15 protein-coding genes are annotated in these 17,862 nt (G+C 57.7%); 6 read left to right on the forward strand and 9 right to left on the reverse strand.

Annotated features, from left to right (window positions below):
- The first annotated feature begins 185 nt into the window (after positions 1 to 185).
- The 4 genes from tkt to RMR24_RS02755 all read left to right on the forward strand — a co-directional run bounded on the left by tkt (position 186) and on the right by RMR24_RS02755 (position 4,897).
- Positions 186 to 2,201, forward strand: a complete 2,016-nt coding sequence (gene tkt, locus RMR24_RS02740) for a transketolase (protein ID WP_310613660.1) — start codon at positions 186 to 188, stop codon at positions 2,199 to 2,201.
- Positions 2,202 to 2,315: 114 nt separating this feature from the next.
- Positions 2,316 to 3,746: an 8-oxoguanine deaminase gene (locus tag RMR24_RS02745; RefSeq protein ID WP_310613563.1), complete on the forward strand. Its 1,431-nt coding sequence runs from the start codon at positions 2,316 to 2,318 to the stop codon at positions 3,744 to 3,746.
- Positions 3,747 to 3,813: 67 nt separating this feature from the next.
- On the forward strand, positions 3,814 to 4,164 hold the full coding sequence (locus tag RMR24_RS02750) for a CidA/LrgA family protein (RefSeq protein WP_310613564.1): 351 nt from the start codon (positions 3,814 to 3,816) through the stop codon (positions 4,162 to 4,164).
- Complete coding sequence (locus tag RMR24_RS02755) at positions 4,157 to 4,897, forward strand: LrgB family protein (protein ID WP_310613565.1); 741 nt, start codon at positions 4,157 to 4,159, stop codon at positions 4,895 to 4,897. Before RMR24_RS02750 ends, RMR24_RS02755 begins: the two co-directional genes overlap by 8 nt.
- A gap of 16 nt (positions 4,898 to 4,913) precedes the next feature.
- Here RMR24_RS02755 and RMR24_RS02760 read toward each other — a convergent pair whose 3' ends face one another.
- Positions 4,914 to 6,080: a mandelate racemase/muconate lactonizing enzyme family protein gene (locus tag RMR24_RS02760; protein WP_310613566.1), complete on the reverse strand. Its 1,167-nt coding sequence runs from the start codon at positions 6,078 to 6,080 to the stop codon at positions 4,914 to 4,916.
- Between the two features lie 198 nt (positions 6,081 to 6,278).
- Here RMR24_RS02760 and RMR24_RS02765 point away from each other — a divergent pair, with 198 nt between their 5' ends.
- Entirely contained in the window at positions 6,279 to 7,169 is an 891-nt protein-coding gene (locus RMR24_RS02765; protein WP_310613567.1) for an NAD(P)-dependent oxidoreductase, read from the forward strand.
- Positions 7,170 to 7,197: 28 nt separating this feature from the next.
- On the opposite strand, the gene RMR24_RS02770 is transcribed toward RMR24_RS02765, so the two are convergent.
- The 5 genes from RMR24_RS02770 to RMR24_RS02790 form a co-directional block, all read right to left on the reverse strand.
- Positions 7,198 to 8,193: a tripartite tricarboxylate transporter substrate binding protein gene (locus RMR24_RS02770; protein WP_310613568.1), complete on the reverse strand. Its 996-nt coding sequence runs from the start codon at positions 8,191 to 8,193 to the stop codon at positions 7,198 to 7,200.
- Positions 8,194 to 8,310: 117 nt separating this feature from the next.
- Entirely contained in the window at positions 8,311 to 9,399 is a 1,089-nt protein-coding gene (modC, locus tag RMR24_RS02775; protein WP_310613569.1) for a molybdenum ABC transporter ATP-binding protein, read from the reverse strand.
- The gene (gene modB, locus RMR24_RS02780; RefSeq protein ID WP_310613570.1) at positions 9,396 to 10,088 is read right to left on the reverse strand and encodes a molybdate ABC transporter permease subunit; all 693 of its coding nucleotides are present in this window, start codon (positions 10,086 to 10,088) and stop codon (positions 9,396 to 9,398) included. Before modB ends, modC begins: the two co-directional genes overlap by 4 nt.
- 9 nt (positions 10,089 to 10,097) lie before the next feature.
- Positions 10,098 to 10,859, reverse strand: a complete 762-nt coding sequence (modA, locus tag RMR24_RS02785; RefSeq protein ID WP_310613571.1) for a molybdate ABC transporter substrate-binding protein — start codon at positions 10,857 to 10,859, stop codon at positions 10,098 to 10,100.
- 9 nt (positions 10,860 to 10,868) lie between these two features.
- On the reverse strand, positions 10,869 to 12,092 hold the full coding sequence (locus RMR24_RS02790) for a urate hydroxylase PuuD (protein ID WP_310613572.1): 1,224 nt from the start codon (positions 12,090 to 12,092) through the stop codon (positions 10,869 to 10,871).
- Positions 12,093 to 12,371: 279 nt separating this feature from the next.
- Between RMR24_RS02790 and RMR24_RS02795 the strand changes: the two genes are divergently transcribed.
- A complete protein-coding gene (locus RMR24_RS02795; RefSeq protein WP_310613573.1) occupies positions 12,372 to 13,190 on the forward strand; it encodes a PPK2 family polyphosphate kinase in 819 nt (272 codons plus the stop codon).
- Here RMR24_RS02795 and xdhC read toward each other — a convergent pair.
- The 3 genes from xdhC to xdhA are packed head-to-tail and all read right to left on the reverse strand — an operon-like array spanning position 13,187 to position 17,843.
- Positions 13,187 to 13,999 (reverse strand): xanthine dehydrogenase accessory protein XdhC, encoded by an 813-nt coding sequence (gene xdhC, locus RMR24_RS02800; RefSeq protein WP_310613574.1) that lies wholly within the window; start codon positions 13,997 to 13,999, stop codon positions 13,187 to 13,189. The two genes, RMR24_RS02795 and xdhC, sit on opposite strands and share 4 nt — an antisense overlap.
- 7 nt (positions 14,000 to 14,006) lie before the next feature.
- Entirely contained in the window at positions 14,007 to 16,367 is a 2,361-nt protein-coding gene (gene xdhB, locus RMR24_RS02805) for a xanthine dehydrogenase molybdopterin binding subunit (RefSeq protein WP_310613575.1), read from the reverse strand.
- Positions 16,368 to 17,843 carry a xanthine dehydrogenase small subunit gene (xdhA, locus tag RMR24_RS02810; RefSeq protein ID WP_310613576.1) on the reverse strand — a complete coding sequence of 492 codons (1,476 nt, stop codon included), beginning with the start codon at positions 17,841 to 17,843 and terminating at the stop codon, positions 16,368 to 16,370.
- Positions 17,844 to 17,862 lie beyond the last annotated feature (19 nt).

Below are 17,862 nucleotides of genomic sequence, written 5' to 3' on the forward strand. Positions count from 1 at the left end.
GAAACCGTGACGGATGAGGAATTGACTATGATTGAAAACCGATTGAATCACCGCCCCAGAAAGCGACTAGGATTCAAGACACCTCACGAGGTATTCCATGCCTCGTTAAAGCGTGTTGCACTTCGTCCTTGAATCCGCCGGTTGAATTAGGCTCATCTGAACCTGAATATTCATCGCTTGCGCTCATGTATGAGCTTGGCAAAATTCGCGCCATGAACGCACACCCCCAACAAAATCTGGCGCACGCCATCCGTTTTCTCTCCATTGACGCCATCGTCAAAGCCCAAGAGGGCCACCAAGGCGTACCGCTGGGCATGGCAGAAATTGCTACCGCTCTCTACACCAGACACCTCAAGTACAACCCACAAGACGCTGGCTGGTTTGACCGAGATCGCGTAGTGCTATCTAACGGGCATGGCTCCATGCTCTTGTATTCGTTGCTGCACCTAACTGGCTATCCAGCGTTCCCCATTGAAGAAGTGCAACGCTTTCGCGTACTGGGCTCTGTGTGCGAAGGCCACCCCGAGCGTCCGCACGATAAGCCCAACGGCATTGAAGTGACCACCGGCCCGCTGGGCCAAGGCATTGCCAACGCCTTCGGCATGGCCGTGGCCGAGGCGTATCTGAGCGCGCGCTTTGGCAACGACTTGATCAACCACTTCACCTACGCGTTTGTGGGCGACGGTTGTCTTCAAGAAGGCGTCGGCCAAGAAATGATTTCATTGGCAGGCCACTTGCAACTGGGCAAGCTCGTGCTGTTGTGGGACGACAACCTCATCACTGATGACGGCAGCACTGATTTGTCCATCAGCGAAAACGTGGCTGAGCGTTTTCGTGTTGCGGGCTGGCATGTGGTGGAGTTAGACGGCCACGACATCGACGCCTTAACGGCAGCACTGGATGTCGCGCGGCTTGACCCGCGCCCTTCCATGCTGGCTTGCCGAACCGTCATCGCCAAAGGCATCGCACGTTTGCAAGGCAAACGCGGTGGACACAGTGGTCGCTTGTTTGAAGAAGACGCCCAAGCAGCACGTGACATGCTGGGCTGGCCGCATGGTCCGTTTGAAATACCAGCAGATGTGCAACATGCGTGGCGCAGTGCCGGTCAACGCAGTGCTAGCGAATATCGGGCTTGGCAAGCACGTGTGGCAGCTTTACCCGCGGCTAAACGAGAAGAATTTGAACGCGTCATGCGCGGCGAGTTGCCAGCGCAATGGCAACAAGTGCTGCTGGACTTCAAACAACAAGCCTTGCAAGCGCCACCCGCGCCCAGCGGCATATTCATCTCTGCAGAAATCAACGACTTGCTCACGTCCGTGTTGCCCGAACGCATGGTGGGCTGCGCAGACCTGGAAGCACCCACCAGCCACAAGCGTGGCCTGACCGCTTTCAACGCACAAGACCGCTCCGGCTCTTATGTGCACTGCGGCGTACGCGAGCATGTGATGGGCTCTATGGCAAACGGCATGGCAGCGCACGGCGGTGTGACTCCGCTGTCGGTCACCTATCTTGCGTTTGCCGACTACGAGCGCCCTGCCATGCGCATGGCAGCACTCATGGGATTGCCTGTGAAGTTTGTGTTCAGCCATGACTCGATTGGCATTGGTCGCAATGGCCCCACACATCAGCCAGTGGAAATACTCGCTTCGCTGCGGGCCATGCCCAATATGTGGGTCATGCGTCCGGCCGATGCAGTGGAAGCGGCTGAGTGTTGGGAGCTGGCATTGGCAAACCAAGATGGTCCTGTGAGCATGGTGTTTGCACGTCAGTCATTGCCATTGGTACGTCACACACACACCACCGACAACCTCACGCGCCGAGGTGCGTATGTTTTGCACGAAGCTGCCTGCGGCCTGCGCAAAGTAACCTTGCTGGCCACTGGCTCTGAAGTGTTGCTGGCTGTACAAGCGCGTGAACAACTCGAAGCAGCAGGTGTAGGTACGGCGGTGGTGTCCATGCCTTGCTGGGAACTTTTTAACGTACAGGACACTGCCTACAAACACAGCGTGTTAGGCACAGGCGTGCGCGTGGGCATCGAAGCTGCGGTACGTCAAGGTTGGGATGCCTACCTTGGTATCGATGGCGGGTTTGTAGGCATGAAAGGTTTTGGTGCTTCTGGCCCAGCTGACGAGTTATACAAATTGTTCAACATCACGCCCGAAGCGATGGTGGCAGAGGCCAAGCGCCTGCTTAAAATGTAAATTACTGCAAAAGCCCGGGATGCGCGGCAACGTGGTGCTCGCCCAATTTTTATGAACAAATAAAACTAGGGGACTCGGCCACGACTTGTTTGATTGTTTCTTTAGGACAAGTCCATGACCACACTGCTCATCCACCGCGCCCGCTGCATCGCTTTGCTCGACGATGCCAACACCGAACTCAAAGACGCCTCGCTGCTGCTAAAAGGTGGCCGCATTGAATGCATCATTCAGGCTGACGAGAACATCGACGAACTGCAGAAGCAAGTGGATGAGGTGATCGATGCACGCCGCCATGTGGTGGTGCCTGGCCTCATCAACACGCACCACCACATGGTGCAAAGCCTCACGCGTGCCGTGCCGCAGGTGCAAAACGCCGAGCTGTTCAGCTGGCTCAAAGGGCTGTACCCCATTTGGGCGGGCCTCACGCCCGAGATGGTGTTGGTGTCTAACCAAGTGGCCATGGCCGAGCTGCTACTGAGCGGCTGCACCACGAGCAGCGACCACCTCTACATCTACCCCAACGGCGTGCGATTGGACGACAGCATTGAAGCCGCGCACACCATTGGCATGCGCTTTACCGCCACGCGCGGCAGCATGAGCGTGGGCGAGAGTCAAGGCGGCCTGCCGCCCGACCGCGTGGTGGAAAAAGAAGCCTTCATCCTCAAAGAAACCCAACGCCTGATTGAGACCTACCACGACGCCAGCTATGGCGCGATGACGCATGTGGCCGTGGCCCCTTGCTCGCCCTTTAGTGTGAGCCAAGACCTCATGCGCGAATCCGCCAAACTGGCCCGCGCACACAAGGTGCGCCTGCACACGCACTTGGCCGAGAACGACCACGACATTGCGTACACGAAAGAAAAATTCAACTGCACGCCCGCGCAATACGCCGAAGACTTAGGGTGGGTGGGCCACGACGTGTGGCACGCACACTGCGTGAAGCTAGACGACGAAGGCGCGTATTTGTTTGCACGCACGCGCACCGGCATTGCCCACTGCCCGTGCAGCAATATGCGCTTGGCCAGCGGCATCTTGCCCCTGCGCAAGATGTTAGATACTGGTGTGCCTATTGGCCTAGGCGTGGACGGTAGCGCCAGCAACGACGGTGCGCATCTGCTGAACGAAGCCCGCCAAGCCATGCTGCTGGCTCGCGTGGGGCGAGCACTGGACGAACCGAGCGTCGTAGGCGGGCATAACGTATTCGGCTGTGACCGCGGCCCCTCGGAGATGACGCCCCGCGACGCCCTGCGCCTAGCCACACGCGGCGGCGCAGAAGTGCTGGGCCGCGCACACGAACTGGGGCAAATCAAGCCAGGCTACTGCGCCGACATCGCCATGTTCCGCACCGACACACTCAGCATGGCCGGTGGCGCCGTGCACGACCCCGTGGGTGCGCTGCTGCTGTGCGCCAGCGATAACGCTGACTACGTCGTAGTCAACGGCCGCGTGGTGGTGCGCAAGGGTGAGATTGCCACGGTGGACATGGGGCCGTTGATTGAACGGCATAACCAGCTGGCGATGCAGCTGGCGTTAGGTGCACACTAAATCGTCTCTGTTTTCATCACAAGTGTTTTGACAAGTCATCTAGCGGTAGCTTGTCTACACTGACCCCATGATCCAAGGCCTCGTCCAACTCTTCATCTTCCAAGCCCTCGGCGAACTCGTCTCTAAGTTCGCCCTGCCCTTCATTCCCGGCCCTGTCTTGGGCTTGGTGTTGTTGCTGGCGTATCTCATCGTGCGCGGCCACGTGCCTGCGGCAATTGATTTGGTGGGCGGCAGCGTTCTGCAGCACTTGGGGCTACTGTTCATCCCCGCGTCGGTGGGCGTGGTGCTTTACTTGCCGGTGTTGCAGGCTAACGCGTGGGCCATCAGCGCGGCGTTGGTGGTGAGCGTGGTGGCCACGGTGGCTGTGACGGCGGGCTTGCTCAAGGTGTTGGCAAAGCAGGAGCCGACCGATGAGTAACGAATTTCAAACGCACTTGCCGCCCATCTCTGACATTTGGGTGTACCTCTCGGGCAGCCCGCTGCTGGCTTTGGTGCTGACGCTGAGTGCGTATTTGCTGGGCCTCACCCTTTACGAGCGCAGCCAGCGCAACCCTTTGGCCAACCCTGTGTTGATTGCGGTGGTGGTGGTCACGTTCAGCATCAGTGTGCTTGACATGCCCTATGCCAAGTATTTCGAGGGCGCGCAGTTTGTGCACTTCTTGCTGGGCACCGCCACGGTGTCGCTGGCCATTCCGATCTACAAAGGTTTTGCGTCGCTCAAGGGACGCATGCTTGTGTTGCTGCTGTCGCTGATGACGGGTGGCGTGACCTCGGTGTTCACCGCCGTGGGCGTGGCGCGTTGGTTGGGCGTAGACGAATCCTTGGTGCGCGGACTGGTGGCCAAGTCGGTCACCGCGCCGATTGCGATGGGCATTGCCGAGCGCGTGCAAGCCTCGCCCACGTTGACCGCCATCTTTGCAGTGAGCACAGGCATCTTGGGCGCCATTCTTGGTCGCTACGTGCTAGACGCCCTGCGCGTCACGCAATGGTGGCAACGCGGCTTTGCCCTTGGCGTGGCCGCACACGGCATAGGCACCTCACGCGCATTCAGCGTGCACCCAGAGGCCGGCGCCTATGCCAGCCTAGGCATGGGCCTGCACGGCATTGTGGGTGCGGTGGTGATTCCGCAAGCGGTGTCTTGGTGGTTCTAACGCAAGACCGAACGCGTTAACGCGACAAGTCTTGCATCACCTTGATCAAATCCGACTTGCCTTCAAAGCCAATGCCGGGAAGGTCTGGCATGGTGATGTAGCTGTTCTCCACCTTCACGCCATCGGGAAAGCCGCCAAAGGGTTGGAACAAATCTGGGTAACTTTCATTGCCGCCCAGACCCAAGCCCGCTGCAATGTTCAGCGACATTTGATGGCCGCCGTGCGGCACGCAACGGCTGGCTGACCAGCCGTGCTCTTTGAGCATGTCCAAGGTACGCAGGTACTCCACCAAGCCATAGCTCAAAGCGCAGTCAAACTGCAACCAATCGCGGTCAGAGCGCATGCCGCCATAACGAATGAGGTTGCGCGCGTCTTGCATGGAGAACAGGTTTTCACCCGTGGCCATGGGGTTCTTGTAGTAGCTGCGCAGAGTTTGTTGCAGTTCGTAGTCGAGCGGGTCACCTGCCTCTTCGTACCAAAATAAATCGTATTGCGAGAGGGCTTTGGCATAGGCCACGGCGGTGTCGCGGTCAAAACGACCATTGGCATCCACACACAATTTTTGACCGTCTTGCAACACACTCAGGACCGAGTCGATGCGACGCAGGTCTTCGTCTAACGAAGCACCGCCAATTTTTTGTTTTACTACCGAGTAACCACGGTCGATGTAACTGCGCATTTCGTCTTTGAGCTTTTCGTGGTCTTGGCCTGGGTAGTAGTAGCCACCTGCCGCATACACAAACACACGGCGATTGGGCTGGCCATTGCCATAGCGGTCTGCCAGCAATTGAAACAGGGGCTTGCCTTCAATCTTGGCCACGGCATCCCACACCGCCATGTCGATGGTGCCCATGGCCACCGAGCGCTCACCGTGTCCACCGGGTTTTTCGTTGATGAACATCGTGGCCCAAATTTTGTGAGGGTCGAAGTTGTTACCAGTGTCGTCTAGCAAGCTCTCAGGCTTGGCTTCCAGCACGCGAGGAATGAAGCGCTCGCGCATCAACATGCCCTGCCCGTAGCGACCGTTCGAGTTAAAGCCGTAGCCGACCACGGGCTTGCCATCGCGCATCACGTCGGTGATGACGGCAACGAGGCTCAACGTCATTTTGGTGAAGTCGATGTAGGCATTGCGGATCGGCGAGCTGATCGGCAGGGTGACTTCTCGGATTTCTACGATCTTCATTCTTGATTCCTCGGGCATTCAAAGTTAACAACCAAGGAATGCTAAGGTAATTTCTGCTGGCGCAGGCCCATGTTTGAATCAAGGCGACATCGCTTGGCTTGCTAGGTTTCAGCGCTCACGTCAAGAACCTGCGTTTCAGCAGGGCATGACAAGTTCACGCAGAATCGGCAGTGTTCATTTTCATAACAGGAGACAAACATGCACATTGGTATCGCAGGCATTGGCAAGATGGGCGCAGCTGTAGGCGCTCGACTGTTGTCGACGGGGCATTCCGTGACCGTGTGGAACCGCAGCGCAGAGCGCGCCCAACCCCTGCTTGATGCAGGCGCGACATGGGCCGATTCGCCCAAGGCATTGGCTGAGTCTGTCGATGTGATCATCACCTTGCTGACCAACGAGGCCGCCCTCGACGATGTGTATGGATCGGCATCTGGTTTGTTGGCGGGCCATGTAGAAAACAAAATCTTCATCGACATGAGCACGGTTCGGCCAGCCAAACCGCAGGAATTGGCCAAGCGTGCACACGCCGTCAAGGCGACCTTTTTAGAGTGCCCGGTTGGCGGCAGTGTGGGGCCCGCCAAAGAAGGCAAATTGTTGGGTTTTGTGGGCGGCGACGCGCAGGACCTGGCCAAGGTGAAAGCCTTGCTGGATGTGATTTGCAGACGTGTGGAGCACGTTGGCCCACATGGCTCAGGCGCCACCATGAAGCTGGCCATCAATTTGCCCTTGATGGTCTACTGGCAAACCTTGGGCGAGGCATTGTCTTTGGTTGAGCCCTTGGGTCTCGACCCAAAGCGGGTGATTGATATTTTTTCAGACACCTCGGGCGGGCCCAATATGTTGAAAGTGCGCGGCGGCATGATTGCCCAAACGCTGAGCCAACACAAAAGCGATCAGATCACGGTCAACGTGTCGACGATGCGCAAAGACATGCAGGCCATGCTCGACCAAGGCGAAGCAACGCACAAAAACATGCCGCTGACAGCCTTGGCCTTGCAACAGTTTGAATCCGCCGCGCACAGCGGACTCGACGACCGCGATTGCACGGAACTGCTGGTGTGGTGGTTGTCGCAAGGCAGCCGCGCTTAAGCGCTCGAGAGCTGCCCCATGCGCCTCGTTATTCGAGGCGCATTTCGCGAATGATGGCGCGGAATTGATCCATCTGTCGACGCAGCATGGCATCTTGCTCGGCAGGGGTTGAGCCTACGCCCTCTGCGCCCAAGTCGTTCAAACGCTTCACCACATCGGGGTGGCGCACAGCCGCAATGACTTCTTTGTTCAAGCGGTCAATGATGTCCTTGGGTGTTTTGGCGGGTGCGAACACGCCGTTCCAGCCTTCGAGCTCCAAATTAGGAAAGCCCAATTCTTTGACGGTTGGGATCTCTGGCAGACCAGGAATGCGCTTCGAAGCGGTGGTAGCCAAGGCCTTCAATGTGCCCGCCTTGATTTCAGCCAAAGAAGACGACAACTGATCGCCACCCACTTGGAGTCGGCCCGCCAACATTTCTTGCTTGAGGGGTGCAGCACCTTTGAATGGAATGTGCGTGATGTCAACCTTGGCGTCTTTTTTGAACGCCTCACCCAACACGTGCATGGTCGAGCCTGGGCCGGTAGAGCCATAGTTGTATTGCAGCGCAGGGTTGGCACGCAGCAGGGCTGCCAACTCTTTCAGATCTTTGGCAGGCACGCTGGGGCTGGCTGTCCACACAAAAGGCACATACACCGCAATCGAGACGCCGGCAAAGTCGGTGTCCACATTGAAGGGCGAGCGGTTGGCCAGTGTTTGCGCCACGGAGGCGAGTGGGAACGACAGGTTGTGCATCATGATGGTGTAGCCATCGGGGGCTGCCTTGGCCATCATGTCAGCGCCAATCGCACCGCCTGCACCGCCACGGTTGTCAACCGTGACGGGCTGACCCATGGACTCGCTCATGCGCTGGGCCACCAGTCGGGCCACGATGTCGGTGGTGCCCCCTGCAGCAAAGGGCACGATCATCTTGATGGGTTTGTTGGGATAGGCCTGAGCCATGGCGACTGGATGAAGCGCCAAAGACAAAAGTCCCAGCAGGCCTGCGGCGCATGTCTGTCGCCATGGTTGGAAAAATGAACGCATGTTGTCTCCTTGTGTGATCGCCCTCTGATGGGTGAAATGGGGCAAAAACACTATCGCATAGGGCACAGGTTCACGCGCATCACCAAAGTGACATGCCTTTCACGCCAATGACTAGGTTTACTTAACCAGCGCCACAGACTTCACCTGCGCCCAAGCAGGCATGCCCACCTGCAACCCCAGCGCATGCACCCCACGCGATGTGACGCGCGCCAGCAGAAAGGTGTCGCCACAGCGCAAGCGCAGCAGGGTTTGCGAGGGATGCGCCTCAGGCGTGATGGCATCCACCACGCAAGGCACGTGGTTTTGAATGCTGGTGTGAGTAGCTTCGTGCAAGGTCACGCTCACGTCGCGGGCCAGCACGCGCAGGCGCACGGTTTGGCCAATGGCCAAACCACTGTCGCGCACCCACAGTGCACCGCCAGCAAAGCCTATTTGGGCCAAGTGCCATTGCGAGTCAATGTTCAACACGATGCCCGTGAGTAACGCGCCTGCATCCTCGCCCAACGCCACGGGCAAGTTGGCTTGGGTCAGCACTTCGGCCACGGGGCCGTTGGCTTGCACGCGGCCTTCGTTCATCACCACCAGCGTATCGGCCAAGCGGGCCACTTCGTCCACCGCGTGGGTCACATAGAGCATCGGAATATTCAAGTCATCGCGCAGTTTTTCTAACCATGGCAGCACTTCTTGTCTGCGAGCGTGATCGAGCGCGGCCAAGGGTTCGTCTAGCAACAGCAAGCGCGGCTGCGTGACCAGGGCGCGAGCAATGGCCACGCGTTGGCGCTCGCCACCCGACAGCTCGTGGCTGCGACGCTTGAGCAAGTGGCCAATGCCTAGCAGCTCTGTGACTTGCACCACCACTGCTCGGCTCATCGCATTGCGGTTGTTTTTTTCAGCACGTTGGTGGCCATAGGCCAAGTTACCCGCCACGTCTAAGTGGTCAAACAACGACGCCTCTTGAAACACATAGCCCAAGGCACGTTGGTGTGTAGGCAAGTTCACACCTTGCGCATCGTCTTGCCAAACTTCGTGGCCCAGTTGCACCACGCCACGCGCCGAGGGCTCTAGCCCTGCAACGCAACGCAACAAGGTGGTTTTGCCGCAGCCCGATGGGCCGTAAATCACGGTAATGCCATGCGCGGGCAACTGCACATCGACCGACACATCAAAGTCGGCACGCGCAATGTCTAGCTTGAGGTGGATGTTCATGCGCCCACCTTTTTGCGCTGATCAGCGCGTCGGTTGAACCAAGACAGTCCCAACAACACCACAAACGAAAACACCAACATCACGCCAGCCAAACCATGCGCTTGTGAATATTCCATCGCTTCCACATGGCCATAAATTTGGGTCGACACCACACGCGTTTTGTCGGGGATGTTGCCGCCAATCATCAGCACCACACCAAACTCACCCACCGTGTGCGCAAAGCTGAGCATGGCGGCCATCACAAAACCGGGCTTGGCCAAAGGCACAGCCACGGTGAAGAACGCATCCCACTTACTGGCTCGCAGCGTGGCAGCCACTTCCATGGGGCGCGAGCCCATGGCTTCGAACGCGTTGACGAGCGGCTGCACTGCAAACGGCAACGAGTACACGATCGAACCCAACACCAAACCCCAAAAGCTAAAGGCCAAGGTGCCCCAGCCCGCCCATTGCGTGAACTGGCCAATCGGACCATTGGGCCCCAAGGCAATCAGCAAATAAAAACCCAGCACCGTGGGCGGCAACACCAAAGGCAGCGCGACGAGCGAGGCCACAGGCGCGCGCCAAGCAGAGCGCGTGTGCGCCAGCCACCACGCAACCGGCGTGGCAAGCAACAGCAGCAGCACGGTGGTCACGCTGGCGAGTTGCAGCGTGAGTGCAATGGCTTGGAAATCTTCGGCGCTTAAATTCATGTCCACACTTTACAAGGCGTAGCCATATTGGCGAATGATGGTCTTGGCTTTGTCGGCTTGTAGGTATTTCAACAACGCGATTGCGGCGGCGTTGTCTTTGCCTGCGTTGAGCAACACGGCGTCTTGCTTCAAGGGTGTGTGCATGCTTTGCGGCACGACCCACGCAGAGCCTTGGGTGATGCGACCGTCGAATGAGATTTGTGACAAAGCCACAAACCCCAGCTGTGCATTTTCGGTACTGACGAACTGGTAGGTTTGGCCAATGCTTTCGCCTTGCACCAGCTTCGTCTTAACGGCAGGCCATACGCCGAGATGCGTCATCACCTCCATCGCTGCTGCGCCATACGGTGCGAGCTTGGGGTCGGCCAAGGCAATCTTGTGAATACCCAGTTTTTCAAAGCGGTTGCCGCGTAACACGTCGCCTTGATCGTCCACCAAGCTGGAGCTTTTGCTCCACAACGCCAAACGTCCGGTGGCATAAGTCAAGCGCGAACCTGCGACTGCCAAGCCTTCTTTTTCTAGGCGTGCGGGTGTTTCATCATCCGCAGCCAACAGCACATCAAACGGCGCTCCGTTTTTGATTTGCGCGTAGAACTTGCCCGTTGCGCCAAAAGCAAGCTGCGCTTTGTGCCCTGTGTCTTGCTCAAATGCTTGCGCGATTTTTTGCATGGGGGCGGTGAAGTTGGCAGCCACAGCCACAGTCACTTCACCCGCTTGAGCAGCAACAAAAAATAGAGAGCTGACGATTGCCAGCATCAGTCGCAATTTCATAGGCACTGATTATCTCAGCGCAGCGCCCGCCTCGTACCAACGCTTGATCACAGCCCGCTCTGCCTCGGTGATGCCGGTGGCGTTGTTCATGGGCATTTGTTTGGTCACGACGGCTTGTTGGTAAATGCCCAAGGCGTGTTGCTTGACGCCCTCAGCCGTATCGAAACGCACGTTCTTCATTTGCACTTGTTCACCGTGACAGCTGATGCAGCGCTGCACAAAGACGGCGTTAACTTCAGCAAAGCTCACGGGTGCAGCATTCACTGCAGTGGGGGCAGCGGTTGAAGTTGAGGCTGCAGGCCGCATCCACACAATGACACTCAGCAAAATCACCACGCCTGCAATGGCAAACGGCAGTGGGTTCTTGGCGCGGCCCAAGTGGTAGCCGTGACGTTGCACAAAAAACTGGCGAATCAGCGCACCCGCCAACATCATCATCACCAAGATGACCCAGTTGTTTTCGTAGGTGTACAAAAAGCTGTAGTGGTTGCTCAGCATCGCAAAGATGACGGGCAGCGTGAAGTAGGTGTTGTGCACGCTGCGCTGCTTGCCGCGCTTGCCATGCGTGGCCAGCTCTTTGGGGTCCATCGCTATGCCAGATGTCATGGCAGCCACCACTTTGCGTTGGCCAGGGATGATCCAGAAGAACACGTTGGCGCTCATTGATGTGGCAATCATGGCGCCAACCAACAAGAACGCTGCGCGGCCTGCAAATAACTGGCACGACAACCATGAGGCAAACGCGACCACGACGATCATCAAAATCGCTACCGTGCGTTCGCCGTTTTCACGAAAACCAAACACGCGGCACACCGCGTCGTAAATCAACCAAAACGCCACCAAGAAACTCAACGCTGCAGTGATGGCCGCGGCGGGCGACCAGTCCATCAACGACTTATCGATCAAAAATGTGCCCGCATTCCACAGGTAAAGCACCGTGAACAAACCAAAGCCTGTGAGCCAAGTGGAATAGCTCTCCCAGTAAAACCAGTGCAGCTTGGTGTGAATCTTTTTAGGCGCCACCATGTACTTTTGCGGGTTATAAAAACCACCACCATGCACGGCCCACATCGCCCCGTCCACGCCTTTTTCAAGCAGGTCAGGTGAGTTGGGTTTGATGAGGTTGTTGTCTAAGAAGACAAAGTAGAACGAGGAACCAATCCACGCGATGGCGGTGATGACGTGCACCCAGCGCAGCAGCAGGTTGGCCCAGTCTAAGAAATACGTGTCCATGTCGAAACCTCAGTCACTTGATACAAAGTTGCCATTCACCACTGCGGGCGCTGTGAATGACACGAGGGTCGCGAACAAGGGCTGAATCTGCCCTGCTCCGCTGCGACAGGTGGTGCAAAGTGTATACAAAATTTGTCGCCAAACAAAGATGAATGTTTCGGGGCAAACCCTAGCGCCAGGACGACGCTGCAGTCTCAATGGTGCTGTCCTTAGCCAAGCGCTATGCAATGGTCAATTCATTCTAGAAATGGCAGACATCGCAGTGCATACACTTGGCCTATGGATCACAAAGACTTTTCACCATGGCGTGTCAAACCCAAGGGCAACTTCAAGCTCAATGACATCGACACCTTGCCCAAAGCCAAAGATTTACCCACCGACGAAGAGTGGGAGAACAATCTTAAAAAACTAGGCGACAAGCTCAACAAACTCCAAGGCACGTTGCATGCAGGCAAACACAAAGGTTTGTTGGTGGTATTTCAAGGCATGGACACTGCAGGCAAAGACGGCGTGATTCGCAGCGTGTTCACCCACATCAGCCCCTTGGGCGTGCGTGCAGAGGCATTTGGAGCGCCCAGCGATTTGGAAAAGGGCCACGACTTCTTGTGGCGCATCCACCAAAAAACACCTGCGCTGGGCGAGATGGTGATCTTTAACCGCAGCCACTACGAAGATGTGCTGGTCACACGCGTGCGCGGCTGGGTGAAAAAAGACACCTGCGAAGAACGCTACGAACACATCAAAAACTTTGAGTCCGTGCTGCACGATGAGGGCATCACCGTCGTCAAATGCTATTTGCACATCTCAAAGGGTGAGCAAAAGAAACGTTTGCAGTCGCGCCTAGACGATCCACTCAAACACTGGAAGCTACAACCCTCAGACTTTGAAGATCGAAAGCTATGGCCGAAATTTGCAGAGGCCTATGAAGACGCGCTGTCGGCCACCAGCACCAACGATGCGCCTTGGTATGTGGTGCCCGCCGACTCCAAGCCTTACCGAGATTTGTTTGTGGCGGGTTTGCTGGTGCAGACCTTGGAAAACATGAAACTGGAAATGCCCAAACCGTTATTTGACCTTTCACAAGTCAAACTGGATTAAGCGCGCTGCTGCAACAGCTGCGCCGCCACCGACACCGCAATGACTTCGGGTTCTTTGCCCGTGATGCCACTCACCCCGATGGGGCATGTGATGAACGCCAGCTCCTCGGCGGTAAAGCCCTTGGCCTCTAGGCGGTGTTGAAACGTGGCCCATTTGGTTTTGCTGCCAATCAGGCCGACAAATTTCAAATCACCCTGCAGGCGTTGGCGCATGAGGCAAGCAGCCACCACATCTAAATCTTCGGCGTGACTGAAGCTCATGATGAGCACGCTTACACCGCTGGGCAAATCGGCCACAGCCGCATGCACCGGGTCGGAGTGCTCGCACACCACATTGGGCGGCAAATGTGTTGGGAAGATTTCATCGCGGCTGTCGACCCACTGCACGTTGTAGGGCAAGCTACTGAGCACGTTCACCAAGGCGCGGCCAACATGGCCACCACCAAAGAGTGCGAGCGGTTGGCCATTGGCCAACAAGCGTTGTTTGAGTGCGGGCGCGTCCGCCGCACTGATGCGCTCAAACTTCAAGTGCACCACGCCACCGCAACATTGGCCCAAGGCGGGGCCTAGGGCGTAGCGGGTTGTGAGTGCGTTATCTTCGTGGGTCGCGCTTTGAAGCAAAGCACGCGCTTCGGTGATCGCCTGAAACTCCAAATGTCCGCCGCCAATGGTGTTGACCAAGGTCTGCGGAAACACCGCCATCCAAGCCCCCACCTCGCGCGGGCCCGAGCCGTGCACGCTGGCGACCGACACCAACACGCCGTCGGCATGTTGGAGTTGGTTCAATAACTCAGCGGTGTGGCGTGGCACGAAGGGTTTAAGCCGCGGCCTTGGCCTTGGCAGCTTCGCACGCCATCAGGATGCGCTCTGGCGTGGCCGGCGCATCCATGTACACCACCGCTTTGTGATCGGCACTAGCGGCCACGGCATCGCGCAAAGCGAAGAAGGCAGACAGGCCCAACATCAAAGGCGGCTCGCCTGTGGCCTTGCTGTTAAAGGGTGTGGGCTTGTTGTTTTGGTTTTCAAACAAAGACACCTTGAAGTGCTCTGGAATGTCGCCCGCCACGGGGATCTTGTAAGTGCTGGGGCCGTGCGTGAGCAGCTTGCCCTTTTTGTCCCAAATGCACTCTTCCATGGTGAGCCAGCCCATGCCTTGCACATAGGCGCCTTCGATCTGGCCTTTGTCCAATGCGGGGTTGATGCTGCGGCCCACGTCGTGCACGATGTCCACGGCCAAAAGCCGCCACTCGCCCGTGCGCGTGTCGATCTCCACTTCGCTCACGGCAGCGCCGTAGCAGTAGTAATAGAAAGCACGGCCGTTCAGGGTGGCGAAGTCGTATTTGATTTCGGGTGTCATGTAGAAGCCCGTGACCGACAAGCCCACACGTTCCATATACGCTTGCTTGGTCAGATCTGCCCACTTGACGGATTTGCTGCCACCGTGAACTTCGCTGTTCGCAAACGTCACATCACCCTCGGCGCAACCCAACATGCGGGCCGCTACAGGCTTCAAGCGCTCACGCATTTGCGTGGTGGCGTTCATGATGGCCGCGCCATTGATGTCGGCGCCGCTCGAGGCGGAAGTGGCCGAAGCGTTGGGCACTTTTTGTGAGTCGGTGGCAGTGATGCGCACTTTGTCGACGCTGATGCCCAAACCATCGGCACAAACCTGAGCCATCTTGGTGTTCAGGCCTTGGCCCATTTCGGTACCGCCGTGGTTGCAGCTCACCGAGCCGTCCATGTAAACCACCAGCAGCGCGCCACCTTGGTTCAAATGGGTAGCGGTAAAGCTGATACCAAACTTCAAAGGCACGAGCGACAAACCACGCTTGCGGGTTTTGCTCTTGGCATTGAAGGCCAACACCGCAGCACGACGCTCGGCGTATTTCGATTCGTGTTCGACCTGATCAATCACCTTGTCACCCACCCAGTCTTCGATGAGCTGGTTGTATTGGGTGGTCATGGTGTCGGGCGTACCGCTGATGGCGGGGTCTTTGTAGAGGTTGAGCTTGCGCACTTCCAAGGGGTCTTTGCCCAAAGTCATGGCAATCTCGTCCATCACCGTCTCAATGCCAAACATGCCTTGTGGGCCGCCAAAACCACGGAAAGCGGTGGCGCTTTGCGTGTTGGTTTTGCAGCGGTGGCTGACCAGCTTGAGTGCTGGCAAGTGGTAGGTGTTGTCAATGTGCAAGCAAGCGCGGTCGTTCACAGGGCCTGAGTAGTCGGTGCTGTAACCGCAGCGTGACATGAGCGTGATGTCTGCACCCAGCACGCGGCCGGTGTCGTCAAAACCCACTTCGTAGTCGATGCGGAAGTCGTGGCGCTTGCCGGTGATGGTCATGTCGTCGTCGCGGTTCACACGCAGCTTGACGGGCTTTTGCAGCTTGAACGCGGCCAGCGCAGCGCTCTGGCTGAAGATGCTGGCGTTGCCTTCTTTGCCACCAAAGCCGCCACCCATGCGGCGGCAAATCACCTCCACATCGTTGGTGTGCAGGTTCAGGGCGTGGGCGGCTTCGCGCTGGTTGCCGTCGGGGTGCTGGGTCGACACGTACAACGTGAGCTGACCGTCTTCTTTGGGCACCGCGTAAGTGATTTGGCCTTCCAGATAGAACTGCTCTTGCTGGCCAGTGCGGGTCGTGCCCTTGATTTTGTGGGGCGCATTGGCAATCGCTGCCGCTGCGTCACCGCGCGTGATGCCCTTGGGCGGCATGATGAAGCTGTTCGCTGCCATCGCTTCTTCCACCGTCAAGATGGGCTTGAGTTCTTTCACCAACACCTTGGTTTTGTGAGCGGCTTCGCGTGCATAGAGCATGTCGCGCGCCACGACCACGGCCACGGCCTGGCCGATGAATTCGACCTTGCCTGCGGCCAAGAACGGATCGTCATGGATGATGGGGCCACAGTTGTTTTCGCCGGGAATGTCTTTGGCGGTGTACACCGCGACAACGCCGTGCTCTTTCAGAATGGCTTCGCGGTCGATGCCATCGCCAATCAACTCGCCATGTGCCACGGGCGACAAGATGAGCGCGGCGTACAAAGTGCCAGCGTGCTCAGGGATGTCGTCGATGTAGGTGGCCGAGCCGGTCACGTGCAAGTGTGCTGACTCGTGAACGATGTCGGTGCCTTGCTGAACGCCTGACACAGGCAGCAGGTTTTTGAGTGCGGTAGGAGCGTTCATTCAAGCCACCTCTTTCGTTTGTTCTTCGATGAATTCCAAGGCCAAGTTGCGGGCCACCAAAGCGCGGTAAGCCCAAGTGGCACGCAAGCCGTCACGCGCGGTGAAGCTGGCGGTGATCGCGGCGTCCAGGTCGGCCGCTTTCACATCAGCGGGCAACTTGCCCTCAAGCACGGCTTCGAGCTTGGGTGCACGGCAAGGCGATGGGGCCAAGCCGTTGTAGGCCAACTTCACGCCGCTCAACTTGCCGTCTTTGAGCGTGTAGCTGATGGCAGCACAAGTGGCCGAAATGTCTTGCTCAAAACGCTTGCTCACCTTGTGGGCGCGGAACACTTGACCGGCCACGGGCTTGGGCAACTCGACCGCTTCGATGAACTCACCGGCTTCGAGCACGTTTTTCTTCATGCCGGTGTAGAAGTTTTCCAACAGCACGTTGCGGGTCTTCTCGCCACGGCGCAATACGAGGTTGGCACCCAACGCCAGCAAGCAAGGCATGGAGTCGCCAATGGGCGAGCCGTTGGCGATGTTGCCCGCCAGCGTGGCGGTGGAACGGATGGGGGGCGAACCAAAGCGGCGCAGCACTTCGGTGAAGTCGGGGTAAGCCTGGGCAACCAGCGCTTCCACTTGGGTCAACGACACCGCAGCGCCAATGCGCCAAGCCTTGTCGGTCTCGGTCACTTGGCGCAACTCTTTGACGTTGCCCAAATACATGATGTGGTCAGGGCGTGCGAACTGCTTGTTCACTTGCAAACCAATTTCGGTGCTGCCAGCCAACAAGGTGGTGGTGGGGTGCTTGACCAAATAGTCAGACACTTCGGCCAGCGTGGCAGGCGATACAAACTCGTTGCCCTTCTTGGTGCGCACCACCGGCTGCACGATGATGTCGCCCTCAAGGCTCATGGTCGGCACGCTGGCACGCTTGATTTCTTTGAGCAGTGGCAAGTCAGCGCTGTCGTCCACTTTCAAAGCAGATTTCTTTTCGCAGGCTTTGGCAGCCGCGTCGATGATGGGCACGTAGCCAGTACAACGGCACAAGTTACCGCTCAGGGCGTCGGTGATGTCTTGGCGCGCAGGCGAGGTGTTGGTTTGCACCAAGTTCACCAAACTCATCACGATGCCGGGCGTGCAAAAACCGCACTGCGAGCCATGGCACTTGACCATTTCTTCTTGCACGGGGTGCATTGCGCCATTGGCGTTTTTCAAACTCTCGACCGTCTTGATCGATTTGCCGTCCAGCGAAGGCAGCAACTGAATACATGCATTGGTGGCCACATAGTCCACGCCCGTGCCAGCGGCATTGAGTTCACCCACCATCACCACGCAGGCGCCACAGTCGCCCTCGGCACAACCCTCTTTGGTGCCGGTGCGGTGGAGCTGCTCGCGCAGGTAATCAAGAACGGTGGTGGTGCGACGGGCACCTTGGGCTTCGACGATCTGGCCGTCGAGCACAAAGCGCACGGTGTTGGTGACTTGGGTCATGGTGTGGGGTGTAGAAATC

Origin of the sequence: Limnohabitans sp. (assembly GCF_031539105.1) — a bacterium.
Classification (GTDB): domain Bacteria; phylum Pseudomonadota; class Gammaproteobacteria; order Burkholderiales; family Burkholderiaceae_C; genus Limnohabitans.